Genomic DNA, 25,679 nt, shown 5'->3' with positions numbered 1-25,679 from the left:
TGAAATGCACTCCACCTGTGGGAGCGAGCCTGCTCGCGAAGAACGATGACGCGGTGTGCCTGCCGGATCAGGTCTGCGGATCTACCCGATCCAATGCCCGGTTTACCGCCAGTTCAGCCAGCATGATGATCTGCTGAATCGCCAGCGCAGTATTACGCTCGGGCCGGCCGAGTTGATCGGCAAAGTTACCGGCCAGCGTATTGGCCGAAGCCAGGGATTCGCAGGCGTGGGCGAGCAGGCTTTCGGTATCGATTTTCGGATGGATGAGAAACATCGTGCTCGGTTGCCGGGGTTTTGCAGGTTCGGGGCAGAGGTAGAAATCGAGAGCGCGTTTGATCGCTTCGCGGTTTTTGGCGAGGTTGTCGGCGCGGATGGCTTCTTCGAGCGGGGTGGTGGGTTCGTGGGGTGGGTCGGGGATCAGTTTGTCCATATCAACTCCTACTTGGCTGAGGAGCCAACCTTTGTCGTTTCCACACGACAAAAGGTGGCAGCTGTACGCAGGGTGGAAAACCGATAAGTAGGCAACCGGCCAGACCGAAGCCTGCCCGCGCACAGCCGCCGCGACACAGTTTGCAGACGAAAGAAGACGCCGACAATGATTGCGGTAGCGATGCAACGCATCTACTTGAAATTCAGGTTTCCACACCCGGTCGCTGAATTGGCAGCGACAGCCAGAGACTAGAGAGCTCACGTCCGACGGACAACCTGAAAACCGTGTGGGAAGGTTCCGGTTATCTGGCACACATTTAAACAGCCAAAAGCCAACCCTCACCCTAGCCCTCTCCCAGAGGGAGAGGGGACTGACCGAGTTGTCTGTAAGAGGTACGCCGACGTGAAATATCGAGTCGAATTCAGATTTTGAAACAGATCAAAAGCCCCTCACCCTAACCCTCTCCCAGAGGGAGAGGGGACTGACCGGGGTGTTTGGTAGAGGTACGCCGACGTGAAATACCGCGTCGAACTCAGATTCTGAAAAGCACCAGATCAGCTCCCTCTCCCTAGGGAGAGGGTTGGGCGGGCGGCGTTCCGATGAGGGGCAAACCCACCACAAAACTAAAGCCGAACACCCGCTCTTCACCACTCAATAGGCCGAGTGTCAGCTCGCCTGCTTTTGATCTTGGAGCCCGTCGGCAGGCTGAGTGGAGGGATTGATCCGGGGCTAGGCGCGCAGCGCCGTTCGACGAAGTCGAACACATCGAAAGGAGGTGCAGCGAAGCAAACCGGAAGCGATGCCCCCGGATCGATCCCGGAGCGAAGGAACCCCGAGCCCTAGCGAGCGGGCCGAACGTCAGGGCGCAGACCTTTTGGTTACTTTTGGGGCGTTTGCCAAAAGTGACCCGCTGTAAGAGCGGAACCGCCAGCGGCAACACCCGCAACAACGGATATTCACCCAAACCACCCACAACATGGTCGGCCCACAGGCCGCCAAGTCAATGCGCCGTAACCCGCTGCCGAGAAGCAGAAGCACTCGGCGACAAGGCCAAAGCCAACTGCGTCCGATTATGCATATGCGTCAACCGCAACACCTGCGAAACATAAAGCTTCACCGTGTTCTCGGTAATCCCCAACTCACAGGCAATCTGATAATTGGTCTGCCCTTTACCCACCAACCGCGCGACATCCAGCTGCCGCGGCGACAACTGACTGAAAATCGCCGGCATCTCCTGCACCTCAGCCTCGCCTGGTTCACCACCCGGCACATCGCGAGCCACCGTCGAAGGATTGCGCCGCACCTTGTCCAGATCCTGATACAGGTCATCAATCGACTCAGACAAATACTGCAACTTCTGATTCAAATGCCCCAGCTGCAGATTCTTCTGCCGCTCCTGCAGAGCCACCTCCTGACGCCGCACACCTTCCAGCAACTCATCCAGATCAATCGGTTTCTGATAATAATCGGCAATCCCGGCACGCAACGCCTTGATCACATCCTGCTTGTCGGCACGCCCGGTGAGCATGATCGCCTCAAAAGCCCGATGCTTGCCTGCCAACCGCTGCAACGCCTGGATCAACTGAATGCCATCCATCTCCGGCATGTGCAGATCACTCAACACCAGACCGATTTCCGCGTCCTCACTGAAACGCTCAATCGCCTGCTGACTCGACTCACACGGCACACAGCGATACCCGTTACTTTCAAGAAACTCGCACAGCTCCTCCACAATCAACGGCTGATCGTCGACCACGAGGACTTTTACCGCAGACGTAAGCTTGTTCACGTGCTACTCCATGTCCCAGGCCAAAGCTGACCATTCCTGTACTGCCAGCCTTTGGCTGTATAACCAGTTCCTTTGAAAGTAGACGTACTTTCCGACTATGTACATAGGACTAGTGGCGCTTGGCGACTAATGGATCCAAAGCAGGACCAGCAGCGTCCCAACCAGCACAAACGGTGCAAATGGCAGCTTTTTTGACATAGTTGGCCCCAGATATCGCAGACGCTCTCTAAGCCCTTGACTCATATGAAGCCAGACTCTTGGCGCCAGCAGCATCCAGACCACGCTGGCGAGCCCTGCACCAATAAATACGCCAAGAATGAACAGACCGTCCGTCGCAAGCCCCAGAGCTGTCATTAATTTCACATCGCCGGCGCCCATGCGGCCCATGAAAAAACCCGGCAGGGTCAGTGCCAGCGCAATCAGGCAGGCCCAGCCGCCCTGCGCCGCTTCCGCGCCCAGCCAGGTGCTGCCGGTCCACCACAGCCAGATCAGCGCCAGCGCGGCAACGCCGAGGGTCAGAGCATTGGCAATGCGGCGCTGGCGGGCGTCTTGCGCCGCGCACAGCACCAGCCAGATCAGGAGGATAAAACTGTGCATCCGGTAAAAACCGTCCGTTTTTGCTGAATGATTCTATGCTGATACTACGCAGTGACAGTCAGGGTAGACGCACTCATGAAAACCGGCTTTCGGAAGTCGCAAAAAGGTGCGGTGGCGATCGAGTTCGCCTTGGTGTTCATCGTCTTTTTCGCCGTGTTCTACGGTCTGGTCAGCTACAGCCTGCCGTTGGTGATGATGCAATCGTTCAATCAGGCCACGTCCGAAGCGGTGCGCCGCAGCGTCGCGGTCGACCCCAACACACCTAATTATTCAACAGTGGTGATCAACACCGCTAACGCCACCCTGACCCAGCAATTGTCGTGGATCCGGCCGATCTTCAACCTGGTGATCGGCGTTGACACCAGCGTCCAGTACAGCGCGTCGGGCCTGCTGACGGTGCAAGTGAATTATCCGGTCAGCAAACTCAATCAGGTCATGCCGTTTCTGGTGCTGCCGGGCATCGGCACAGTGCCCAATCTGCCGCCCTACCTGACCGCCACCTCGAGTCTGCAATTTTGACCTCGGGGGACAAGCTCTTCGGGCGCCTGCTCAAACGCACACCGCCCGCCGCCCACGAGTTGCCCGACCCACTCGGCTCACCCGCAACAGGCTTGCACCTGTACCTGAACGACGACGCTGGCGTGCTGCACATTGCTGGCCCGTTACGTCATCTGCTGGCGCAGCACAAACCCCACAATCAGCCCTTGCCATTGAGCGCCTATCTGTTGCCCCACAGCACACTCACCGTCGAAGGCAGGCCGAGGGAATGGCAGGGGCTATTGCTTGACCTCGACTTCTTCGGTCTGGGAGAGCAAACCGTGCACCTGCGGGGCTGGGTACAGCCGTTGGGCGACGGCTGGCTGATGCAGTTGATCGACATCGCTGATTTGCTGCTCGAACGCCAACAATCGCGCCAGCGTGACGCCTGCCAATTGATCGCCGGGCAGGTCAGCGAACAGGTACGCGCCTGCAGCCAAGTGCGTTTGCCGGTGATCGTCAGCGAACAATTGCAGGTGATTGCGCAACACGGGCACATCCCCTGTCTGGCGCTGGCTTTGCTTGATGATGAAGAACAGGGCTGGCAGATTTTTCAGCAATATCGCGCCCACGATGCACCGACCCTGTGGCATGACGGTCAGCGTCTGGGCACGCCGCTGGACAGCCTGAACGGTGCCGCGCCACAGCGCGTCGGCGCGCACCATGGTCTCGACGAACATTCACGGGTGCAGGCTCTGTTTGGCAATGCCGAAGGTTTCGCCGTGCCGTACAGCGATGAACGCGGCGTGGTGGCCTGGCTGCTCTGCGGCTTTTATCCCGTGGACAGCGCCGCGCCCTACCTGACCGAGCGCGACTGGATAGCGCTGCTCGCCGCGCTGGCCGGGCCGTTGCTCGGGCGCCTGCGCGAACAGCAACATCACCTGCAACTGGAACGCATCGAAGCGCTGCAAACCCTGCTTGGGACCGGCTGGTGGGAGATCCCCGCAGGCAACGACAACATCCAACTGGCGCCCGCGCTGGCTGCGTCCCTGCAACTGAACAATGATGGGCTGGCGCTGGAAGACTGGCTGGCACAGATCCATCCCGCCGATCGCGACGAGTTGCGCAGCCGCCTCCAAGCCTTGCAGCAACAGGGTGAAGCCCTGACGTTATCGGTGCGCCTGCACGGTGGTAATAACGAGCAGACGCCCACGTGGTATCGCGTACAGGGCCAAGTGATTGGCCACGGCGAGCACCGCCGGCGAGTCGGTTTCATGCTCGATATCAGCGACATCCAGAACCAGCAACAACGCGCTGCTGCGGCACATGCACGGCTCGACAACCTGATCGCCAGTTCACCGGCGGTGATTTACGTCCAGCACTACCACGAAGGCGCGCTGATTCCGGCGTTCTTCAGTGCCAGTCTGCAACCCTTGCTGGGCTGGAGCCTTGAGGACTGTGGCGACGGCGCGTTGGTCGAGATGATCCACCCTGAAGACCGCGACCTGTATTTCGCCCGCAGCCGCCAATTGCTGCGTGAAGGCTCAGTGCGCACGCGTTATCGACTGCGCGACCGACGCGGCGAATATCACTGGCTGCTTGATGAAGCCAAACTGCTGCGCAATGACCTCGGCCTGCCGGTGGAGGCGGTCGGGTTGTGGCTGGACGTCACCGAAGCGACCCTGGCTGCCGAACAGGTGAAAAAGAGTGAAGAACGCTACCGGATTCTGGTGGAGGACTCGCCAGCGATGATCTGTCGCTACCGTCCGGACCTGACGCTGACTTTCGGCAACCGCCCGTTGGCGACCTATCTGGAATGCACCCCGGAAGAGTTGCCGGGGGTCGATCTGGGTAGCTGGATGTCCGACGAACAACGTGCCGCCTTCGTCCAGCGCCTCGCTTCGCTGACCGCAGAGCAACCGGTGAGCACCGCCGAAATCAGCTTGCAGTTGCCCGGCCGCGAACACGCCTGGTGGGTGTGGTCCGATCGCGGCGTGTTCGACGAGCAGGGCCAATTGATCGAAGTGCAAGCGGTGGGCCGCGACAACACCGAGGTGCGCCGCTCGCAGCAACAGCTCACGCAAAGCGCGAAAATGGCCACCCTCGGTGAAATGGCCACCGGCCTGGCCCACGAAATCAATCAGCCGCTGAACGTGATGCGCATGGCCATCGTCAATGTGCTCAAGCGCCTGAGCAACGGCGACGTACAGATCGATTACCTGACCGACAAACTCAATCGCATCGACGCACAGGTGCAGCGCGCCGCGAAAGTGGTCGATCACATGCGCGTGTTTGGCCGGCGTTCGGAGATCGAGCAGCAACTGTTCAATCCGGCCTCGGCCATTGAAGGCACGCTGTCGCTGCTGGCCGAAGGCATGCGCGGCAAAGGTGTGGATTTGCGCATCAGCGAGACCGGATTCGAAGTGCAAGTGCGCGGCTATGTCGATCAGCTTGAACAAGTGCTGATCAACCTGATGGTCAACGCGCGCGACGCCTTGTTGAGCAAACGCGAGAAGGACTCATCTTTCAAACCGTGGATCTCGATTTATGCCGAGCGCGATGAACAGAGCGTACGGTTGTGGGTCGAGGACAACGGCGGCGGTATCGATCCGCGTCTGCTGGAGCGGATCTTCGAGCCGTTCTTCACCACCAAACCGATCGGCGTCGGCACCGGGCTGGGGCTGTCGGTGAGCTACGGCATTATCGACAACATGGGTGGCCAGTTGAGCGTGCGCAATTCGGCGCAGGGCGCGCGGTTCTGCATCGAGTTGCCGGTTGCCGTGGACGCCTAGATCACCAGATAAGCCTTGCCGGTCTGGCCGCAAGTCATGTTGGCGCCAACGTCGACGTCCATCAGGTTGATACCCAAACCTTTGAGCAGGTTGTTCAGCAGCGGGTCGAGCAACGGACTAAGTGCCCCGGTCACCACGGGCAACAATCGGTTGGTGACATCGCTGATCAACGAGGCAACGCCAGTGACGATGGCACCCAATGGATTGCTGCCCTGCGGTTTGTAGACGATCAGGTTGATGCCCGCGAGGGTGCTCGACAGGCTGCCGACGATGTTGCTGGTTGGCGCTGCCGGCAAGATGCTCGGTGGCAGTTTGAGGTTGGCCGGGGTGGCGAACGGCGTGCTGCTGGAGAACAGCAGATCCTGGGAATTTTGTCCGACGCTGGTGTCGAGCATGATGCCGATGCCTCCCGCGCCGAAAGGAACATGGGTGGCAGGATCACAGGTGCCGAGCAGCAGGATTTTGTGACAGGTGACGATCCCCAGATCGATCAGCGCCAAGGGTGCCACCGTGGGTTCGGCCGCCGAAGAAAAGGCATTGGTCGGATCGATCTTGCCGAGCTTCAAGTCAGCGATGGACGTGATGGTATGCGCAGTCAGGCTCTTGGTGCCGGTGATGCCCGTCGGACAGCTGTAATCGGTGACATAACTCTTGGCGCCACCGGCATCCAGGCTGATGTCGATTTGCGGTGAGGGCAGCAATTGCGGATCAAGTTGCTCGCAACCGGCGCCCAACAGGCACAGGACCGAGTTGAGCGTACTGACCAGATTCAGACTCAGCAGTGCATTGAGGGTCGGGGTTAATCCGCCGACCAGCCCCAGCACGGCATTGGTCAGCCCGGTGACGCCGCTGAGTGCCGGTAGACTGACGGACACCAATGTGCGGATCTGCGCGGTTCGGACATAAATCCGGTCCACCCCGGTCGGATTGGCCTTGGCCCGCGCCGGATCGCCAATCGCAGAGAACTGCGGCGGCTCGATCACTTTCACCCGCACCGTGACATTCGCCAGCCCCAGCACACTGATCGGCAACGTCGCCGCCACCGCACTTTTGCTGTTGGCCAGTTGCACCACGCCCTGAATCAGCTGCAGCAATTGCAGATTGGCGTCCAGCCCTGCTGCTGTGGTGCCGGTCTGCAGTTGCAGGATGTCGCCCAGTTTGACCGGCGCCGCGTTGATCGCTGCCACCTGCAATTGGCCCAGCGCAGTGATCACCTGCGCGGTCGCGCCATTGAGTTGCACCACCGTCGCCGCCGCTTGAATCAGTTGCGTCACCGTGGCCTGAGTGTTGAGTAATTGCGTGTAATTGCCCGCCGCGACGTTGAGATTGATCGCCAGTTGATCAAGGTATTTGAGCAGGTTGATGTCAGTGTTCAGCAGGCCATCCCAGCCCAGCGCCGTGAGGTTGACGTTACCGCCGAGCAGCCCGGAAAACAGCGGATTGAGGATGTTCGACTGCGCCGTATCGATGCTGCCCAGGGTGCTGCGGATATTCAGTTGCGCCACCGTCGGCTGCGGTTTGGCGGCCACCGCCGAGGCATTGAGCGTGGTATTGAGACTGACCGGTGTACCACTGAACAAGGCCTGTACGCCGCCAGCAAAACTGGTGGTCACGGTGCGACTGGCGACGACTTTGACCGCGGCCGCTTGCGTGGCATCCACTGCAAACGTGCGCACGCCGGAGGCTGGCGTGACCAAGGTGCCGCACGTGGTAGCGAGGGTGTTGCCAGCATCGACAATGTAGCCATTGCGCACGGCGCTCTGCCCGGCGTAACTGGCGGCGCTCAGACCCGGCAGGCAATTGCCGCCACGACTGACGGCTTCGAGGGCGGCGTTGTCCACCACCCGCTGCAGCTTGCGCTGTTCCATGTACAAACGGCCGGTGTCGACCACCAGCAACATCATCACCACCGCCAGACTGAGGGTGGCCGCCGCCATCAAGCCGATCGCCCCGCGCTGGCGGGCCGGGCCGTTGAATCGCGAACGAGGCGACATGGCGCACTCCTTTGCCGCTAGCTCCATTAGTGCAACTGAGTGTAGACGCGCAATCCCCCGTAGGAGCTGCCGAAGGCTGCGATCTTTTGATCTTCGCCTCTAAAAAGCAAAATCAAAAGATCGCAGCCTTCGGCAGCTCCTACCGGGGGTCGTCACAGGGCAAAAAAATGGGAGCTCAGGAGCTCCCGTTTTTTCTGAACAGATTCAACGCGGTGGATAGTTGGCCAGAATCCGTCCGACGGTCTCACGAATGGCATTGCTGCGATCTTCGGGATTCGGCTTGCTGGCGAGCATCTGCTCATCGCTGCCGCGCCACACCAGTTTGCCGTCCTTGCCGTCGAGCAGGTCGATCTGGATGGTCGCGACCTTGTAGGTGATGTTGCGCGTTTCGTTGTACATCGGCGCGCCCCAGTAGCCGTTCCACGGGCCGCCCCAGCCGCCGCCGTAGTTGGTCGTCACTTGCTGCTGACGATCCTCGACAATCAGGTAAGTCTGCACATTCAAATCACCCTTGGCGCCCGCCGCCGCAGGACGCAAACCGCGCTGGTCGAGCTGATCGGCCACAGCCTGGCTGATGCGCTGTTCGGTCAGGTCACTCTTGATCCGTGGATCATCGGGGCGGTATTGCAGGGCGGGGTCTTTCCAGCTCCAGCTGCGATAGGCGGCAAAGTCGCGGCTGGCATCAAAGTCATGGTTGACCTGGTTGGCGGCGCAGGCGCTGAGCAGCACGGCCATGGCCAGTAAAGCGAGACGGCGGAACATGGTTTTTCTCCAGTTGAAGACATGAACCTGCTAGAGCTTGTCATTTGCGGGAAGCTAACCGGGAGGATACGCCGACATGGCCTTTTCCACAGCCTCGCGGATCGAATCGGTGCGATCGATTTCGCTGCCCTTGTTCGCGGTTTCGGCACTGGCACTCCAGACCGGTTGACCCGTACCGGCATCGAACAGATCAACCTGCACCACCACGACTTGCTCGGAATAGGTGCGTACGATCGGCACCGAGTTGTACATGCCGTAACCGCGACCATATCGATCATAGCCACCGTATCCACCGCCGTAATAACCATAGTCGTCCTGGACCTGACGCAAGCGGGTTTCCAGACGCAAATTGGCGCTGACCAACAGGTCGGCCGGGTGATTGTCGTGCAATGGGCGCAAGCCGCGCTGATCCAGCGCATTGCTCACCGCTTCGGCCACTTGCGCCGAATCGGCCCAGGCCGTGCCCGGCGGTAATTGCCCGTTGAGCCAGGCCCAGCTGCGATAGCGTCCATAATCACGCGGCGGCGCCGGATACGCGCTGCGGTCGAAGGTGGTGGCCGCTTGCGGCGGCGCCGGTGGCAAGGGTCGCGACTGCGCCACGTACGGGTTGCTGCTCTGGCAAGCAGCCAAGCCCAGACACATCAGCAGTAACCCGGATTGAGCTTTCATGTCGCGCTCCGATCAGATCGGCCGGCAGATCCAGTGCAAGTAACGCCCAAGCCCGGCGAAGCTTGGGTGACGACGGTGAGCGAGCTCCATCTCGAGCAAATCGACGAGTTCGGCGCGGGCCTGGAATTCCACTGGCATGTAATCGTGGAAAACCCGGATGCCGCTCTGGGTTTCGACCTGCCACAAGCCGTCGAGTTGCGTTGCCAATTCCCGTGGGTCCAGCGGCTGTTGCGGAGTCAGGCTCTGCTTTTCGCCGGCCATGACGTTCTTGCGCATTTTCTTGAAATGGCCTTTGAGCAGGTTGCGATAGATCAGCGCATCACGGTTGTAGAACGCCAGCGACAACCAGCCACCGGGTTTGGTCAGTTGATGCAGCACTGGCAGGATCGCGTGGGGTTCGGCGAGCCATTCCAGTACGGCGTGGCAGATCACCAGATCGTAAGGTTCGGTGAGCTGGCCGAGCAGTTCCTGCCATGGCGCCTGAATGAATGTCGCGGTCTGCCCGGCTTCGGCGAAACGCTGGCGCGCGCCTTCGAGCATCGGTGCGGCCGGCTCGGTGAAGGTCACCTCGTGACCGCGTTCGGCCAGCCACAGCGACATGTGGCCGAGGCCGCCGCCAATGTCGAGGACGCGCAACGGACGATCCGGCAGCGCTTCGGCCAGGTCAGCCTGTAACACCGCGAGACGAATCGCGCCTTTGGCGCCGCCGTAGATTTTTTCGGCGAACCGCGTCGCCAACTGATCGAAATGCCGGTCGCTCATCAGCTGAACCGCCGTTCGCTGTCGGCGAGCTTGGCGCGCACCACTTCATTCATGTCCAGCCCCAACTCGCTGCACAGCAGCAACAGATACAGGACGATATCGCCGACTTCCTGCCCGGCATGGGCGAGTTTGTCAGCGGGCAACTGGCGCGACTGGTCTTCTGTCAGCCACTGGAAGATTTCCACCAGCTCGGACATCTCGACACTGGCCGCCATGGCGAGGTTTTTCGGGCTGTGAAATTGCCGCCAGTCATTGCGGTCGCGAATGGCGTGCAGGCGTTCGGTCAGTTCAACAAGGTTCATCGGGCTCTCCTGAAGGCGTATAGCTTCGGGGGGATACCCACCAAAGGCAAGCGGCGCAGGTGATCTAATGTGGGAGCGAGCCTGCTCGCGAAAGCGGTGTGTCATTTAACCCATCAGTTATCTGATCCACCGTATTCGCGAGCAGGCTCGCTCCCACACAGAATTGGTGCAAACCTTCTATCATGCAGGGAACTCGGCCACCGGCGTTGTGGCCCAAGGCTCAGCCCTTTCATCAGGATGCACATATGCAGGTAGAAAGCTTTTTCGAATGGCTCGGCCAGGCGCTCGGTTCGGTCATCCGCTTTATCGTCGATGGCCTCAGCGGCCTGTTCAACATTTTGAGCAATGCCGGTGGCAACTTTGTCGATGGACTGGCGAAGACGCTGGGCATGGACACGTCGATCATCAGCATCATCGCGCTCATCGTCGGGCTGATGCTGTTGTGGTCGGCGATTCGCGCGTTCATGAATGCGTCGATCATTGCCGGGATTATCTGGTTGTTGCTGGGGTTGTGGTTGTTGAGCTGGATTATTCATTAACCCTTTAGAGCCCCCTCACCCTAGCCCTCTCCCGGAGGGAGAGGGGACTGACCGGGGTGTTTTGCAGAAATACGCCGACTTGCGATACCGAGTCGAACTCAGGTTTTGAAAACGCCAGAGGTCGGCTCCCTCTCCCTCCGGGAGAGGGCTGGGGTGAGGGTGGCTTCTACCGCTACAATGCCGCTCCCCCAAGGAGCCCGCATGTCCACTCTGATCGCCGACTGGCGCGACCGCCCGACACACCGCAAGGTCTGGGCTCTCGCCGCGCCCATGATTCTGTCCAATATTTCCGTGCCGCTGGTGGCGCTGGTCGACAGCACTGTCATTGGCCACTTGCCCCACGCCCATCAATTGGGCGCGGTGGCGGTCGGTGCCAGCCTGTACACCTTTCTGGCCTGGGCCATGGGTTTTCTGCGCATGGGCACCACCGGGTTTGCTGCGCAAGCCGCCGGGCGCAGCGACGGTGCAGCGTTGCGGCAGATTCTGTTGCAGGGTTTGCTGCTGGCGATGGGACTGGCGCTGGTGTTGGGCACTTTGGGCGTGCCGCTGAGCGGGATAGCGCTGCACTTCATGCAACCGTCGGCGGAACTGGATCAGCTCACACGGGATTTCTTTCACACACGACTGTTCGGCCTGCCCGCCGCGCTGGCCAGTTACGCGCTGGTCGGCTGGTTCCTCGGTACGCAAAACGCCCGAGCGCCGCTGGCAATTCTGCTGACCACCAATCTGATCAACATCGCCCTCAATCTGTGGTTTGTCATCGGTCTGGACTGGGGCGTGGTCGGTTCGGCGCGGGCTTCAGTAATCGCCGAATGGAGCGGCGCCCTGCTCGGCCTGCTGCTGACCCGCAAGGCACTGCGCGCGTATCCGGGACACATCATCTGGGCGGCGTTGAAGGTCTGGCAAAGTTGGCGGCCATTGCTGGCGGTCAACCGCGACATCTTCATCCGTAGCCTGGCGTTGCAATCGGTGTTTTTCCTGATCACCGTGCAAGGCGCGCGGCTGGGCGATTCGACGGTGGCTGCCAACGCGCTGCTGCTCAATGGCTTGCTGTTGACGGCGCATGCGCTGGACGGTCTGGCCCACGCCGTCGAAGCCCTGTGCGGACACGCCATCGGCGCCCGCGATCGTCTGGCCTTGCGTCGTTCGCTGGTGGTGGCCGGCGGCTGGTCGCTGATCGCCAGCCTCGGATTTGCCGCGCTGTTTCTGCTCGCCGGGCACCTGTTCATCGAGATGCAGACCGATATCCAGAGCGTGCGCGACACCGCGTTCGTCTACCTGCCCTACCTCGCCGTGCTGCCATTGATTGCGGTCTGGAGTTACTTGCTCGACGGTCTGTTCATTGGCGCCACCCGCGCCCGTGAAATGCGCAACGGCATGCTGATCACTGTGGTGCTGTTAATGCCGTTCGCCTGGGCGCTGCAAGGTCTGGGCAATCACGGGCTGTGGATATCTTTTCTGCTGTTCATGGTCCTGCGCAGCCTGACCCTCGGCGCACAAGCCTGGTGGCTCAAACGCAATGATGGCTGGTTCAGCGGCGCCGCTCACTGAGTCGGCGTGTGCGCGATAAACCCGACGACCTGATCGAGCACTGGCGCCAGACGCCGTAACGGACGCGACAGGGTCGCCACCAGGGTTATGTGGCTCGGCCGCGAGTAATACAAATCCTGCGCTGGCACCCCGGCCGCGCGCAGCTTGCTGGCGAGACCGCCGGTGTTGCGTGTCGGGTTGACCAGATCATCTTTGCTTGCCGCAATCAACAGGGCCGGCGGTGCGCCACGATGGACATGGTTGATCGGCTGCGATTGCGGCGGTGAGTCCGGCCAGAAGAACACCGGACGCACCTCGGGATTCTTGATCGGCAGAAAGTCATAAGGACCGGCGAGACCAATCCAGCCCTGCAGATCCCTGGGCGACATGCCCACCGCTGCGAGCCATTCGTCATCCAGCGCGAGCATCGCCGCGTTGTATCCGCCGGAGCTGTGGCCCATCAGATACAAGCGCTGCGGGTTGCCGGAAAATTCGTGGATATGCGCTTTGGTCCACGCCACCGCTCGCGCGCCGTCCTGCAGAAACAGCGGATAGCGCACCTGCGGATACAAGCGGTAATCCGCCACCACCGTGACAATCCCCTTGGACGCCAACGCTTCACCGACAAAGCGGTAGTCGACGCGCGAACCGCTGTTCCAGCTGCCGCCATAGAAAAACACCACCACCGGTGCGCCCGGCATCGGCTGATGCGGCACGTACACATCGAGCTTCTGCCGCGGATCGTCACCATAAGCGATGCCCGCCTTCTTGTCGTACGTGCTGTCCGGGGTCAGCGCATTGAGCAATTGCACCGGCGAACATCCGCCCAGCGCCAACAGCAACACACTGCCGATCACTGCAACGAACCCTTGCCGGAATAACCGTGTCATACGCGCCGAACCTCGCCTCAGAGCTGATCGCCGCGCCATTGACGCCGCACATGGTCGAGCCGTTGTTGCTGGGTCAGCCCCACCGGCGGCGGCACCAGTACGGCACGCGGATGCAGCAAGCGTAGCCATAACCAGCCATCGAGCACGGTGCGGTCACTGAACCCCAGCGCCAGCCCCTGTTGGACATGGGAGGACATCGTTGCGTAATCGGTTCCCAATGATTGGCACCAGCGCCAGATATGCTGCTCCAGCAGGCAGGTTTGCAAGCGTTCGCGCTGGCGCCGGGTCAGGCTTTCTTCGATGCTCAGCGGCTCGACGGCAAGTCCCGGATTGCGCAGCTGCTGCCAGCCCTGACTGCCAATCGCGCGGTCCGCCCAGGTGCCACCGAACCAGCGCAACTGGCGGATCGGCCCGAGCCAGCGGCTCAATTCAGCGGCGTCGCAGGCATCGAAGAAATAGCTCGCGGTCTGCCGGTTGTAATAGCTGAGCAAGGCCCGATGACTCAATCCAAACGACACCGTGAGCATGCGTTGCAAGTGGCCCAGCAACTGTTGCGCCGATGCCTCACTGACGAGCAACAGCCCGCGCCAGGTATCCGGATCGCTGTGACACAAGGCGGCCAACGCCGGGTAATCGCGCAACTCGAGCAACACCGGGCCGTACTCGCTCACCGGTGCAAACTCGGTACCCTCGAACAAACCGAAGCGCGGCACACCGGTAAAAGCCTGGCGCAAGATCAGCAAGGCCTGTGGAGCATCCGGGCCATCGAGCAACAGCCATTGCGCCCTGGGCTCATGCACCGCGCCACTCATGTTGCGCCGCTCTGTTCAAGCGCAGTGACCAGTCGACAACTGCACACCGACTCTGCGCAGTGACTGAAGCTGCCGCCACCGGGGATCAGGCACAGCAGCAGCAACGGCTCACCGGACGCCAGCAATTGCTGCAAGCCGTCACTGACCAGACGGTCGGGCAGTGGCGGGGCAACGCCCGTGTCGGTCTCGGCGAGTGGCGGCTGCAGGACGCCGCTGATCATCGGCTGATCCGGGTCGCCTTCAAAGAAACTCACTACCACCTCGACACCATCGCTCAGCGCCGTGATTGGCGTCTGCTGCAGAGACGGCGCCAGCGGCAACCAACAGTGACTCGGCGCGGCGCCTTCGCCTTGATAGAGCCAGTCAAACTGCACCGCTACCGGTCGCGAGCAATCGGGTTGTGGTTCATCGACCGCCACCACCCAGGCCCGTTGCAGGCTGTGCATGCGCTGGCGCGGTGGCGCGGTGGCCACTGCACTCGGCAGTTGCAACGCGCCGAACAGGCGGTTGGCGTAAGCAGGTTCGAGGGCCGGGTCGGCGCGATGCTCAATGCGAGTCAACAACCATGGGCGATTGCATTCGGCGAAGGGATGCCCGGCCAATCGCAACCAATGACCGCTGCGCAATGTCGCCAGATCACTCTGACCTTCGGCCTGTTGCACACCCGCCGAGTTGACCTGGATTGCACTGTGCAATTGCCATTGGTGCAACGCGGGAGAAGCATCATGTCCGTCATCCTCGCGCTGATAGCTCGCGGCGCCCGCCAATGGCAAGTGCGCCGGATCGTCAGTGAAAACCAGGCAATGCCGATCACGCTCGTGTTCAAAGTAATAGTGAATCCGCGCTTGCGCGCACAAGCGCTGAAGCAGTTGCAGATCGGACTCGCGGTATTGCGTGCAGAACGTCCGGGCCGGGTAATCACCACGCAATTGAAAGCGGCGCTGGGCAGCGACGATGCCGTGCTCTTTGAGCACCTGATCGATGATCTGCGGCACCGAACGGCCACTGAAGATCCGCTGACTGAAGCGCAGCGCAAGGCAACCGAGTTTTGGCCCCAGACGGATCCGGCTCAACCGCAAGCCTTCGCCGTACTCATGCTGGACAAGGCTTTGCAATTGCCCGTGCACGCCCTCCCCTGACGGCCCGAAACAGAGGAATGCCGAACGGTAGAGCAGGCCGGCGAGATCCAGGTGCGGATCGTTGATCAACACATCGATCTCGAACGCAAAGGATTCGCTGAGGGCTTCACTACCGGTAAAGGCCAGGACTTCGAAGGGGTCGGACAGGCCCGCTACATCGAGACGAAACGACGACTCGTTGACTGGATCGAACATGGGCGGATCTCTACAGGAGGGGCGGTCGGGGATTCTCGCCGAGAGCCATGGCCGAGTAGAGAGCTGAAGTACAACTTAGGAAATGACCTACGCGAAAAGCAGACCGGATGACTTTGCTGGCCAGGACAGCCAAGCTTTTCGCGAAGATTTTGGGAGATGTCCCACCGGGTCATGCGAATTTTCCACCACTTTCGGAAAAAATTCGGACAACCCGGGGAGATCGCACCTGGACTCAGGAAGACAGGTAGGAGGAGCGGGTCAGGCCCAGACGCAAGGCATCGAGAAATTGCGTGCGCTCGCTGGCACTGATGCGGGCACTCGCGCACTTGTCGCGGTAGTGGGTCATCAGTTCTTCCGGCGACAAGTGCACGTAACGCAGCATGTCTTCAATGGTGTCGTGGGTCTCGATGCCGGCGTGGTACACGCTGCCATCGGCGTTCTGGTAGATGTTCACCGAGTCGGTGTCACCGAACAGGTTGTGCATGTCGCCGAGGATTTCCTGATAGGCGCCAACGAGGAACACGCCCAGCAGGTAGTCTTCGCCTTCATTCAAACCGTGTACCGGCAGGCTGGTTTCGATGCTCTGCTCGTCGACGTACTGGTTGATCTTGCCGTCGGAGTCGCAGGTCAGATCCTGCAGAACCGCGCGGCGCAGCGGCTCTTCGTCGAGACGGTGCAGCGGGATGATCGGCAGCACCTGATCGATCGCCCAGGTATCCGGCAGGCTCTGGAACACCGAGAAGTTGCAGATGTACTTGTCGGCCAGCTTGTCGTTGAGTTCGTCGAGCACCTGACGGTGCGAACGCTGACGCGCTTTCAGCGAGTTGTGCAGGCGACGGCACACGGCGAAGTAGCACTGCTCGGCCAAGGCTTTTTCGGCCAGGGTCAGTTTGCCGTCGGCGTATTGCGCGGCCACGTCGCTCATGTAGTGAGTCGCGCGCCAGTAGGTTTCTGTGACCATTTCGATGTCGGTCGGGCCCAGCAGGTCAACCAGCCACTGCACGGTCTCCGGCAGCGCTTCCTTGTTTTCGATCTGCGGGATTTCGTCGTTGTGCTTCTCGACGTCGGTGACCTGCACCACCAGCATCGCGTGGTGCGCGGTCAGCGAGCGGCCGCTTTCGGAGAAGATGTGCGGATGCGGCAGGGCCTGCGCATCGCAGAACTCCTTGAGCATACCGACCACGACACCGGCGTAATCGTCCATGTCGTAGTTGATCGAGCTGGCGTTGCGCGAGTGCGTACCGTCGTAGTCCACGCCCAGACCGCCACCAACGTCGATGTGGTCGACCGGCAGACCGAGGTTGCGCAGCTCGCCGTAATAACGGATCGCTTCCTTGAAGCCGTGCTGATAATCAGCGAGGTTGGCAATCTGCGAACCCATGTGGAAGTGCAGCAGGCGGATGCCTTGATCCAGGCCGGCGGCGCGGAAACGCTCGACCACCGACAGCAGTTGCGCCGCCGACAGACCAAATTTGGACTTCTCGCCACCGGTGTCCGCCCACTTCGACGAGGCCAGCGACGACAGACGCACGCGCAGGCCGACCTGTGGCTTGACCTTGAGCGAAGCCGCTTCTTCGATCACCAGGCCGACTTCGGATTCTTTCTCGATGACGATGAACACATTGTGGCCGAGCTTCTGGCCCATCAGTGCCAGACGGATGAACTCGCGATCCTTGTAACCGTTGCAAACGATGGTGCCACCCTTCGGCGCCAGTGCCAGCACGGCCAGCAGTTCAGGCTTGGAGCCGGCTTCCAGACCGATGGAAACGTCCTGGGTGGCGATGATGTTCTCGATCACCGCTTCTTGCTGGTTAACCTTGATCGGGTACAGCGCGGTGTACTTGCTCTGGTATTCCAGACGTTCGATGTTCGCATCGAAGGCGCCGGTCAACTGGCGTACACGGTCTTGCAGGATGTCGGGAAAACGAACCAGCAACGGCAGGGACAAACCGCTTTTGCGCAGTTGGTCGACTTGCTCGAACAGGTCGATAGGCGAGCTGCTCGGGCCGTTCGGACGAACTTCGACGCGACCGGCGTCATTGATCGCGAAATACCCGGCCCCCCAATGGCGAATCCCGTAAACACTGCGGCTGTCCGCAACTGTCCATTGGCTGCCATCGTCTTTGCGTGTGCGTCGTACGGACATCGAAGTCCCCTATAAAGAAGTCATAGTGCGTCGCCTGATCTCAGGTCGGCGCAGTCTAAAGTATGAAAATGACGGTTCGTCAGCGCGGCGGTAGACCGCACTGACTGCGTGGAGTTTAGAAACCGGTCATGAACAGGCTCTGTGAAAACCATGGAGACGACGCCGGATCTGCAACTGTGCAGAGCCGGATCAAGCCGCAGGTGGTTTTCACAGAGGCTGCTAGCCGCCGGACTTCTTCGCTTTGAAACCGTGCTTGATCAGTTCTGCCAAGAGTAGCTCGACATGATCGCCCTGGATTTCGATGATGCCGTCCTTCAACGCGCCGCCGGTGCCGCAACGTTTCTTCAACGTTGTCGCCAACTCTTTGAGCGCCTCTTCGGCCAGTGGCACGCCGGTAATGGTGGTCACCGTTTTGCCGCCACGGCCCTTGCTCTCGCGTCGCACGCGGGCAATACCGTCGCCGGCCGGGATCACGGTTTGTTTGCAGATACAGGCGTCCACCGGCTTACTGCATTCCGGGCAATGACGACCTGCGTCGGTGGAAAATACCAGGCCACCTAAGGCGGCGAAGGATGCGGCTTTTTTGGCCACCGGCAATCCTCTTGGGAGGACAAAGACTGATCGCGACCTTGGGCAAGGTCATCGACCGCGAAGCCCCACTCAGGCAGGGGCAGCGCTACTGCACCGGAATTTGGCGACGAGACTGCTGACCTGTAGGAGCTGCCGAAGGCTGCGATCTTTTGATCCTGCTCTTGAAAAACAAGATCAAAAGATCGCAGCCTTCGGCAGCTCCTACAGTGGGTCAGCAGGCCAACCTCAAACTATTCGGTACAGCTTGAAAAGGTCGCGCAGTGTAACGGCAAAAAAGCGACTTGCTAAGTGCCAATCGGCGCCAATTTATGTGTTCTTTGCGACGTCGCTTTGCTGCGCCTTCAGATAGCGCTTCAACGCGGCCAGAGAGTCCGGGCAATAAGGCTTTTGCGCAATTTCCCGCATGACCTGCTCGACCGGAATAAAGCGCGCTTCAAGCACCTCTTCAGGTTGCAGTTTCAACGGCCCGTCCCACACGGCAGAAAACGCCGAACACCACAGACGGTTGCCGGTGTCTTCGAAGTAGAAATGGTCATGGGCAGTCAGCTCGACACCGCTGACGCCCAACTCTTCCTCCAGCTCACGGGCCGCCGATTCGGCGTAAGTCTCGTCGGCCTGCACCATGCCGCCCGCCGCGACGTCCCAGAAACCGGGATAAATCGCCTTGCTCAACGTGCGCCGGTGCACGCAAAGGTCGCCGGCGGAATTGAACAACATGATGTAGGTGCCGCGACCAATGAGCCCGCGCTCGCGCAGATCGGCACGCACCAGAGCGCCGAGCAGGTTGTCCTGCTCGTCGACCCAGGCGATCTGTTCTGCATCGGAGGCGGCGCGATGGGCCGCCTCTTTGGCGTTCTGGCTCATGAATCAGCCCTGATTGAGCAGTTGACGCAAATCGATCACAGCGGCGTTGGCCCGGGAAATATAGTTGGCCATGACCAGCGAGTGGTTGGCCAGCACGCCGAAGCCGCTGCCGTTAAGGATCATAGGACTCCAGACGGGTTCCTGCGAGGCTTCCAGCTCACGGATGATCTGACGCACGCTGACCGTGGCGTTCTTTTTCGCCAATACATCGGCGAAGTCGACTTCGATGGCGCGCAGCAGGTGTGACAGCGCCCAGGCCTGACCGCGTGCTTCGTAGAACACATTGTCGATTTGCATCCACGGAGTTTCGACGACTTCCTCGTCAACCTGTGGCACTTCGCCGATGGCCGGGGTTTCGGTTTTCAGCGCGGTGTTGAGTTTGACCCGACCGACACTGGCCGACAGGCGTTGCGACAACGAGCCCAGGCGCGTGCCGACATCGCCGAGCCAGTTGTTCAGGTTGTCGGCTCGAGCATAGAACAGTGCGTTTTTCTGGGTAGGATCGGACAGACGCGCCTGATAGCGGCTCAGCGAGTTGATCCCTTCCTGATACTCCGACTCACTCGACGGCAGGATCCAGCTTTTGTTGTCGAAGTTGAAACGCGGCTCGGCCTTGGCCAGATCGGCATCTTCAGCCGACTGTGATTGCGAGCGGGCGAAGTCTTTGCGCAGCGCGCGGGTCAGGTCACGCACTTGCACCAGCACGCCGTATTCCCAGCTTGGCGTGTTGTCCATCCACAGGCCAGGCGGGAAGCGGTCATTGGAAATGTAACCGCCCGGCTTGTTGAGCAAGGTGCCGGCGACGGTCTTCAGGGTTTCGACGGTGGTGTAGCCGATCACCATCTGTTTGCCTTCCTTCTCGGCAGCCATCTGGGCGTTTTGCGCGACCGGAAACAACGCCGGCTCCTGGCTCCAGTACCAGCCCAGGCCAATGGTCACCAGCAGATAAATGCCGATCAGCGTGGCCAGGGCACGACTGAAGAGCAGCCCGCCAACATAGCTGCGGGTGGCCGACTTGGGCTCGGCGGCTCGTTCAGGCGCGCTGCCCGCGCGGTTTTTCCAGTCCAGCATGGCGATATCCTTTCAAATCTTGGGTTCAACGGTTCGACCACAACCATACAACAACGTGCCGAGGCCGGGCACCCGCGCGTAAAGATAAGCCGCAAATCATGTGGGCGAATGACGCTTCGATGCCAACTAAGGGAATCCCCGATGCCTGCGCCTCAGTCAATCGAGTTGCAGAGTATTGAAAACCCTAGCAAAGCTCATTCTTCGTGCGGATGAACTTACGACTGACAACTCATCCAGATCGCCCCAATCAATCAGCGAGCGCCCGTTCCACGGGGGTTTGAACGACGACAAGGTCGAAATCAAAACCGCTCGGTCAGAAACTGAATGGTGACGCACTGCAGATTATTGACGTACGACACTCGTCTAAGGGAAAAGAGGTGCTAGCATAGAGCCACCAGTCGATCTCAGCATGCAGCCTAACTAGTAGTCAGGATATGACCGAGCCAGAAGACCCCAGCCGTGAGCGTCTCAAGCACCACTTTGCCCAGCGGGTAATTCATCAGGCACGTCAGATTCTTGAGATATGGCAGCGCCTGCAACGCAGTGAGTGGTCCACTGTCGACCTCGCCGAACTGAGCGAGGCCAACCTGCGCCTGCTGCGTTTTGCCGAGCGTTTCGAACAGCCCGAACATACTCAGCTTGCGCGCCATATCAGTCAGTCGCTGGAAGCGGTGGACGCCAATCGCGGCCGTCTCAGCAGTGGCCTGATCACCGACCTCAATCGCTTGATGCAGCGCTTGTCACGCACCGGCTTGCGCCATGGCGATCAACTCGACCAGACGTTCCTGCCGCCACTGCGTAAACCGATCTACGTGATGCTGCAGGATCACGACCGCGCCGAACGGCTGGCCAAACAACTTGAATTCTTCGGTCTGAGCGCGCAGGCGCTGGACAGTGTTTCGGCATTTCGCTCCTCGATGGTCGAGCGCCTGCCGGCCGCGATCGTCATGGACGTGGATTTCAGCGGCGCCGGCATCGGCCTGAAACTCGCAGCCGAAGCCCAGGTCGGGCTCGAGGAGCCGCTGCCGCTGCTGTTCTTCAGCCTGCACGAAACCGACACGCCGACCCGTCTCGCCGCCGTGCGCGCCGGTGGCCAGGAATTTCTCACCGGCACTCTCGAAGCGTCGAGCCTGCTGGAAAAGATCGAAGTCCTCACCTGCGTCGCCCAGTACGAGCCTTATAAAGTGTTGATCATCGACGACTCGCGTGCGCAGGCCTTGCACACCGAACGCCTGCTCAACAGCGCCGGCATCGTCACGCGCACCTTGATCGAACCGATTCAGGCGATGGCCGAACTGGCGGATTTCCAGCCCGACCTGATCATCCTCGACATGTACATGCCGGCCTGCACCGGTACCGAACTGGCCAAAGTGATTCGCCACAACGACCGCTATGTCAGCGTGCCGATCATTTATCTGTCGGCCGAGGACGATCTGGACAAGCAGCTCGACGCCATGAGCGAGGGCGGCGATGACTTCCTGACCAAACCGATCAAGCCGCGTCACCTGATCACCACCGTGCGCAACCGCGCCGCCCGCGCGCGCAATCTGAAAGCACGGATGGTCCGCGACAGCCTCACCGGCCTCTATAACCACACGCACATTCTGCAATTGCTCGAAGACTGCTCGTTCCGCGCCCGCCGCGAGAACAAGCCGCTGAGTTTTGCCATGCTCGACATCGACCACTTCAAACGGGTCAACGACAGCCACGGCCACCCGATGGGCGACCGGGTGATCAAAAGCCTGGCGCTGTTTCTCAAGCAGCGTTTACGCAAGACCGACTTCATCGGCCGCTACGGCGGTGAAGAGTTCGCCATCGTCATGCCCGACACCGATATAGAAGCGGCGCACAAAGTGCTCGATGAAATTCGCCAGCGCTTCGCCGAAATCCATTACCCGGCGCAGCCGCAGGATTTGTGGTGCACCTTCAGTGCCGGCGTGGTGGAAATGCACGACGACTGCGACAGCCTGATGATGGCCAGCCAGGCCGACGAGGCGCTGTACCGCGCCAAGGGTGCCGGACGCAATCGCGTGCAGACCGCGCGCGACTCAAAGCAAAGTGCCACTTTTTCATCGGATTCCACTGATTCGGTCATAACCCTGTAACAGAACCGCAATAAATTCAGGCGCTTACCATTTCTGCCGTTGGTAGCCGTCATGCGCCTGAAGTTGCTCACCAATCTCAATACGCTGCTGCTGGTCGCCGTGTGCCTCGCACTCGGCGCCACGCTGTGGTGGTCGCAAAAAGCCCTCGAACGCCCGTATCTGTTGATGGAGCGGTATTTGGGACTGTCGCAGCAGTTTCAGAACGAGGTCGCACGCAACGTCGAGGATTACCTCGCCAGCGGCGACGCCTTGCGCCTGAGCAGCGCCAGCCAGGCCATCGATAGCCTGCGCAAAGAACTCGATGAGTTGCCGCCGGCGCTGGCTGCCACGCTGCGTCCGAGCCTGTCGGGCCTGGAGGAGTTCAGCAAAACCGACTTGCTCGCGGCCGGCAAACTGGCGGGTGATCCGCAGGCGTTGCTATTGCAGGCCGAGCGCGAATTGAGCGCCAGCCTTGAGCAACTCAGCACTTATGCCAATGGCAACGCGGCCTATATGACACCACTGCTGGTTGCCTCTCAGCATTTGGGCAAACTGTCGCTGGCAAGGGACAAACTGGTCAGCAGCGGGCGCAGTGAACTGGCCGCCGATGTCGAGCGCGAGGTCACCAACATCCGCACGCAAGCGCAATTGATCGATGCCCTGCCCTTGCTTGGCGTGGTCGCCACCAGTGAGTCCGGCAGCGACGATTTCGCCGCGATGATGGGCATCGAGAGCACCGAAAAAGCCGCCGCCGAAGACGCCGGTATCAGTTTCAAACGCGAACTCAATAGTCTGCTCGGACGATACCCGGCGGAGCTGGCGCGTACACGCGATCAGATCCAGAAACGCGCCGACCTCAGTACGGCGACCCACCAGAAAATTGCCGCCGTGCAGCAGGCCATCGCCGGGCTTGAGCCAGTGGTGCGTGCGCAACACGGGCAAATTCAAGGCGAAGTGCGTCTGATGCAGGGCGTGATGATCGGTTTGATTCTGCTGATCGCTTTACTGATCGATACCTTGCAACGGCGGCTCTCGCGCACTCTGACCAATCTCGCTCCGGCGCTTTCAACCTGGGCCGAGGGCGATTTCAGTCGCGACATTCATCTGGGCAAAACCAACCGCGAACTGCACGACATCGAAGCCTCGCTAAACCGCTTGCGCGCCTATCTGGTGGATCTGGTCGGGACGATTCGCGGCAATGCCGAACAAGTCGCGGGCAGTAGTCGCACCCTCGCCGAACTGAGCAACGACTTGCACAGCGGCGCCGAACATCAGGCCGGCGATACCGCACTGATCCGCGATTCCCTCGGCGAACTGGAAGCGACAATCCAACAGGTTGCCGGTGATGCCCAGCAAGCAGCAGACGCCAGTCGTCATGCCGGACTGGCGGTCGAGCATGGCCAGACCGTGATCGGCCAGAGCCTGACCGGCCTGCATGCCTTGGTCGGTGAAGTACAAGGCAACGCGCAGATGATCGAACATCTGGCCGAAGAGTCGGCAACCATTGGTGGCGTGTTAACGGTGATTCGCTCGATTGCCGACCAGACCAACCTGCTGGCCCTCAACGCGGCGATTGAAGCGGCGCGCGCCGGGGAAATGGGTCGTGGTTTTGCCGTGGTGGCCGAGGAAGTGCGTTCACTTGCCCAACGTACTGCCGGCGCGACTGCCGAAATTCAGATGCTGATTGCCGGCCTGCAAACAGCGGCACGGCAATCGGTCGAAGGCATGCGCGCACAGGTTGAACATGCCGAAGCCACCGCCAATCAGGCGCAAGCGGCGGACGGTGCGCTGGATAAAATTGTCGGTGCGATTCAGACCATTTCCGATACGGCAATCCGCATTGCTGATGTCACTGCGCAGCAGAGTGGCGCGGTCAGCGAGATTCGCGATCACAGCGAGCGGATTCATCAGTTGGGTGGGGATAACTTGCTGCGTATCGGCCGTGGGCGCGAACAGGGTGAGAACCTGCTGGTATTGGGCGGGCAACTGCATACGGCCGTTCAGGCCTTTCGCGTCTGATAGACCGCTATCGCGAGCAGGCTCACTCCTACAAGGGAACGCATTTCAACTGTAGGAGTGAGCCTGCTCGCGATAGCGTCATTTGTATCACCGCCTATCTTGCGGAATGACCGGATCAAATGACTTGGTCACATATTTCGCGCAAACATCGGCCATCGTGCTGGCTATTGCATAGAACTGGACAGTCACAAAGTCTTTGCGGCATAGTCGCCGGGTTCTGACGAATGCTCATTGATAACAAGGACTACGCAGATGGCAACCCTACTGGTGCTGCACGGCCCCAACCTGAACCTGCTCGGCACCCGCGAACCCGGCACTTACGGTTCTACGACCCTGGCGCAGATCAATCAGGATCTGGAGCGCCGCGCCCGTGAAGCCGGCCATCATCTGCTGTATCTGCAAAGCAATGCCGAGTACGAATTGATCGACCGCATCCACGCCGCGCGCGGCGAAGGCGTCGATTTCATTCTGATCAATCCAGCAGCTTTTACACACACAAGTGTCGCATTACGTGACGCGTTGCTGGGAGTGAGCATCCCATTCATCGAAGTGCATTTGTCCAACGTGCACAAACGCGAACCTTTCCGCCATCACTCTTACTTCTCCGACGTAGCGGTGGGAGTGATCTGCGGCCTTGGCGCCAGCGGTTACCGACTGGCCCTGGAGGCTGCACTAGAACAGCTTGAAACACAGGCAACGACTTGAACTACAAGCGTTAAGCGCCCCTGACCGACCCTTGGGAGTTGATGATTCATGGATATCCGTAAAGTTAAGAAACTGATCGAATTGCTGGAAGAGTCCGGCATCGACGAGCTCGAGATCAAGGAAGGCGAAGAGTCCGTACGCATCAGCCGTCACAGCAAGACCCCGGCTCAGCAGTACTACGCGCCGGCTCCGATGCAAGCACCGGTCGCTGCACCTGCCGCTGCTGCTCCGGTTGCTGCCGCAGCCCCGGCTGCCGCTGCTGCGCCAGCGCTGAACGGCACTGTTGCCCGTTCGCCGATGGTCGGCACCTTCTACCGTAAATCTTCGCCAGCCTCGCCAGCCTTCGTTGAAGTCGGCCAGACCGTGAAGAAAGGCGACACTCTGTGCATCGTCGAAGCCATGAAGATGATGAACCACATCGAAGCTGAAACCAGCGGTGTGATCGAGTCCATCCTCGTCGAAGACGGCCAGCCGGTTGAGTACGACCAACCGCTGTTCACCATCGTTTGAACTGCGGAGA

23 protein-coding genes are annotated in these 25,679 nt (G+C 60.4%); 8 read left to right on the top strand and 15 right to left on the bottom strand.

Annotated elements, in window-relative coordinates; all coding sequences use genetic code 11:
* Positions 1–67 precede the first annotated feature (67 nt).
* The 3 genes from U6037_RS03180 to U6037_RS03170 all read right to left on the bottom strand — a co-directional run bounded on the left by U6037_RS03180 (position 68) and on the right by U6037_RS03170 (position 2,816).
* Positions 68–430, bottom strand: a complete 363-nt coding sequence (locus U6037_RS03180; protein ID WP_102901619.1) for a DUF6124 family protein — start codon at positions 428–430, stop codon at positions 68–70.
* A gap of 1,000 nt (positions 431–1,430) precedes the next feature.
* The gene (locus U6037_RS03175; protein WP_322845776.1) at positions 1,431–2,219 is read right to left on the bottom strand and encodes a response regulator transcription factor; all 789 of its coding nucleotides are present in this window, start codon (positions 2,217–2,219) and stop codon (positions 1,431–1,433) included.
* A 126-nt stretch (positions 2,220–2,345) separates the two neighbouring features.
* Positions 2,346–2,816, bottom strand: a complete 471-nt coding sequence (locus U6037_RS03170) for an A24 family peptidase (RefSeq protein ID WP_322845775.1) — start codon at positions 2,814–2,816, stop codon at positions 2,346–2,348.
* Between the two features lie 75 nt (positions 2,817–2,891).
* On the opposite strand from U6037_RS03170, the gene U6037_RS03165 reads away from it, so the two are divergent.
* Together U6037_RS03165 and U6037_RS03160 are read left to right on the top strand one after the other, a co-directional pair.
* Positions 2,892–3,335, top strand: a complete 444-nt coding sequence (locus U6037_RS03165) for a TadE/TadG family type IV pilus assembly protein (protein WP_242208428.1) — start codon at positions 2,892–2,894, stop codon at positions 3,333–3,335.
* The gene (locus U6037_RS03160) at positions 3,332–6,085 is read left to right on the top strand and encodes a PAS domain-containing protein (protein ID WP_322845774.1); all 2,754 of its coding nucleotides are present in this window, start codon (positions 3,332–3,334) and stop codon (positions 6,083–6,085) included. Before U6037_RS03165 ends, U6037_RS03160 begins: the two co-directional genes overlap by 4 nt.
* Here the strand turns inward: U6037_RS03160 and U6037_RS03155 are convergent.
* The 5 genes from U6037_RS03155 to U6037_RS03135 form a co-directional block, all read right to left on the bottom strand.
* Positions 6,082–8,079 (bottom strand): pilus assembly protein TadG-related protein, encoded by a 1,998-nt coding sequence (locus U6037_RS03155; protein WP_322845773.1) that lies wholly within the window; start codon positions 8,077–8,079, stop codon positions 6,082–6,084. The genes U6037_RS03160 and U6037_RS03155 overlap by 4 nt on opposite strands.
* Positions 8,080–8,283: 204 nt before the next feature.
* Positions 8,284–8,841 (bottom strand): DUF4136 domain-containing protein, encoded by a 558-nt coding sequence (locus U6037_RS03150; RefSeq protein WP_322845772.1) that lies wholly within the window; start codon positions 8,839–8,841, stop codon positions 8,284–8,286.
* Positions 8,842–8,895: 54 nt separating this feature from the next.
* On the bottom strand, positions 8,896–9,510 hold the full coding sequence (locus tag U6037_RS03145) for a DUF4136 domain-containing protein (RefSeq protein WP_322845771.1): 615 nt from the start codon (positions 9,508–9,510) through the stop codon (positions 8,896–8,898).
* A gap of 12 nt (positions 9,511–9,522) precedes the next feature.
* Positions 9,523–10,272 carry a methyltransferase gene (locus U6037_RS03140; RefSeq protein ID WP_322845770.1) on the bottom strand — a complete coding sequence of 250 codons (750 nt, stop codon included), beginning with the start codon at positions 10,270–10,272 and terminating at the stop codon, positions 9,523–9,525.
* The gene (locus U6037_RS03135) at positions 10,272–10,574 is read right to left on the bottom strand and encodes a MazG-like family protein (protein ID WP_007914625.1); all 303 of its coding nucleotides are present in this window, start codon (positions 10,572–10,574) and stop codon (positions 10,272–10,274) included. Before U6037_RS03135 ends, U6037_RS03140 begins: the two co-directional genes overlap by 1 nt.
* Positions 10,575–10,819: 245 nt before the next feature.
* Here U6037_RS03135 and U6037_RS03130 point away from each other — a divergent pair, with 245 nt between their 5' ends.
* Positions 10,820–11,113, top strand: a complete 294-nt coding sequence (locus tag U6037_RS03130; protein WP_007914623.1) for a hypothetical protein — start codon at positions 10,820–10,822, stop codon at positions 11,111–11,113.
* Positions 11,114–11,314: 201 nt separating this feature from the next.
* Positions 11,315–12,664, top strand: coding sequence for an MATE family efflux transporter (locus U6037_RS03125; protein WP_322845769.1), 1,350 nt, complete (start codon positions 11,315–11,317; stop codon positions 12,662–12,664).
* Here U6037_RS03125 and U6037_RS03120 read toward each other — a convergent pair.
* From U6037_RS03120 to U6037_RS03090, 7 genes are all read right to left on the bottom strand, one after another.
* Positions 12,658–13,533 carry an alpha/beta hydrolase gene (locus tag U6037_RS03120; protein WP_322845768.1) on the bottom strand — a complete coding sequence of 292 codons (876 nt, stop codon included), beginning with the start codon at positions 13,531–13,533 and terminating at the stop codon, positions 12,658–12,660. The two genes, U6037_RS03125 and U6037_RS03120, sit on opposite strands and share 7 nt — an antisense overlap.
* Positions 13,534–13,550: 17 nt before the next feature.
* On the bottom strand, positions 13,551–14,345 hold the full coding sequence (locus tag U6037_RS03115) for a DUF4123 domain-containing protein (protein WP_322845767.1): 795 nt from the start codon (positions 14,343–14,345) through the stop codon (positions 13,551–13,553).
* A complete protein-coding gene (locus tag U6037_RS03110) occupies positions 14,342–15,679 on the bottom strand; it encodes a type VI secretion system Vgr family protein (protein ID WP_322845766.1) in 1,338 nt (445 codons plus the stop codon). Before U6037_RS03110 ends, U6037_RS03115 begins: the two co-directional genes overlap by 4 nt.
* Before the next feature lie 232 nt (positions 15,680–15,911).
* The gene (gene speA / locus U6037_RS03105; RefSeq protein ID WP_007914615.1) at positions 15,912–17,825 is read right to left on the bottom strand and encodes an arginine decarboxylase; all 1,914 of its coding nucleotides are present in this window, start codon (positions 17,823–17,825) and stop codon (positions 15,912–15,914) included.
* A 219-nt stretch (positions 17,826–18,044) separates the two neighbouring features.
* Positions 18,045–18,416: a translation initiation factor Sui1 gene (locus U6037_RS03100; RefSeq protein WP_242208439.1), complete on the bottom strand. Its 372-nt coding sequence runs from the start codon at positions 18,414–18,416 to the stop codon at positions 18,045–18,047.
* Positions 18,417–18,722: 306 nt separating this feature from the next.
* Positions 18,723–19,280, bottom strand: a complete 558-nt coding sequence (locus U6037_RS03095) for an NUDIX hydrolase (RefSeq protein ID WP_322845765.1) — start codon at positions 19,278–19,280, stop codon at positions 18,723–18,725.
* Positions 19,281–19,283: 3 nt separating this feature from the next.
* Positions 19,284–20,351, bottom strand: coding sequence for a DUF2333 family protein (locus U6037_RS03090; RefSeq protein ID WP_322845764.1), 1,068 nt, complete (start codon positions 20,349–20,351; stop codon positions 19,284–19,286).
* A gap of 434 nt (positions 20,352–20,785) precedes the next feature.
* Here U6037_RS03090 and gcbA point away from each other — a divergent pair, with 434 nt between their 5' ends.
* The 4 genes from gcbA to accB all read left to right on the top strand — a co-directional run bounded on the left by gcbA (position 20,786) and on the right by accB (position 25,669).
* The gene (gene gcbA, locus U6037_RS03085; protein WP_034151562.1) at positions 20,786–22,456 is read left to right on the top strand and encodes a diguanylate cyclase GcbA; all 1,671 of its coding nucleotides are present in this window, start codon (positions 20,786–20,788) and stop codon (positions 22,454–22,456) included.
* Between the two features lie 51 nt (positions 22,457–22,507).
* Positions 22,508–24,454 carry a methyl-accepting chemotaxis protein gene (locus U6037_RS03080; RefSeq protein ID WP_322845763.1) on the top strand — a complete coding sequence of 649 codons (1,947 nt, stop codon included), beginning with the start codon at positions 22,508–22,510 and terminating at the stop codon, positions 24,452–24,454.
* Between the two features lie 252 nt (positions 24,455–24,706).
* Positions 24,707–25,159 carry a type II 3-dehydroquinate dehydratase gene (gene aroQ / locus U6037_RS03075; RefSeq protein ID WP_007914604.1) on the top strand — a complete coding sequence of 151 codons (453 nt, stop codon included), beginning with the start codon at positions 24,707–24,709 and terminating at the stop codon, positions 25,157–25,159.
* A gap of 48 nt (positions 25,160–25,207) precedes the next feature.
* Positions 25,208–25,669, top strand: coding sequence for an acetyl-CoA carboxylase biotin carboxyl carrier protein (gene accB / locus U6037_RS03070; RefSeq protein WP_322845762.1), 462 nt, complete (start codon positions 25,208–25,210; stop codon positions 25,667–25,669).
* Positions 25,670–25,679: the final 10 nt, after the last annotated feature.

Source organism: Pseudomonas sp. B33.4, assembly GCF_034555375.1.
GTDB lineage: Bacteria > Pseudomonadota > Gammaproteobacteria > Pseudomonadales > Pseudomonadaceae > Aquipseudomonas.
Note: the sequence above shows the minus strand (reverse complement) of the source record. Positions and strands in the feature narration are given on the sequence as shown.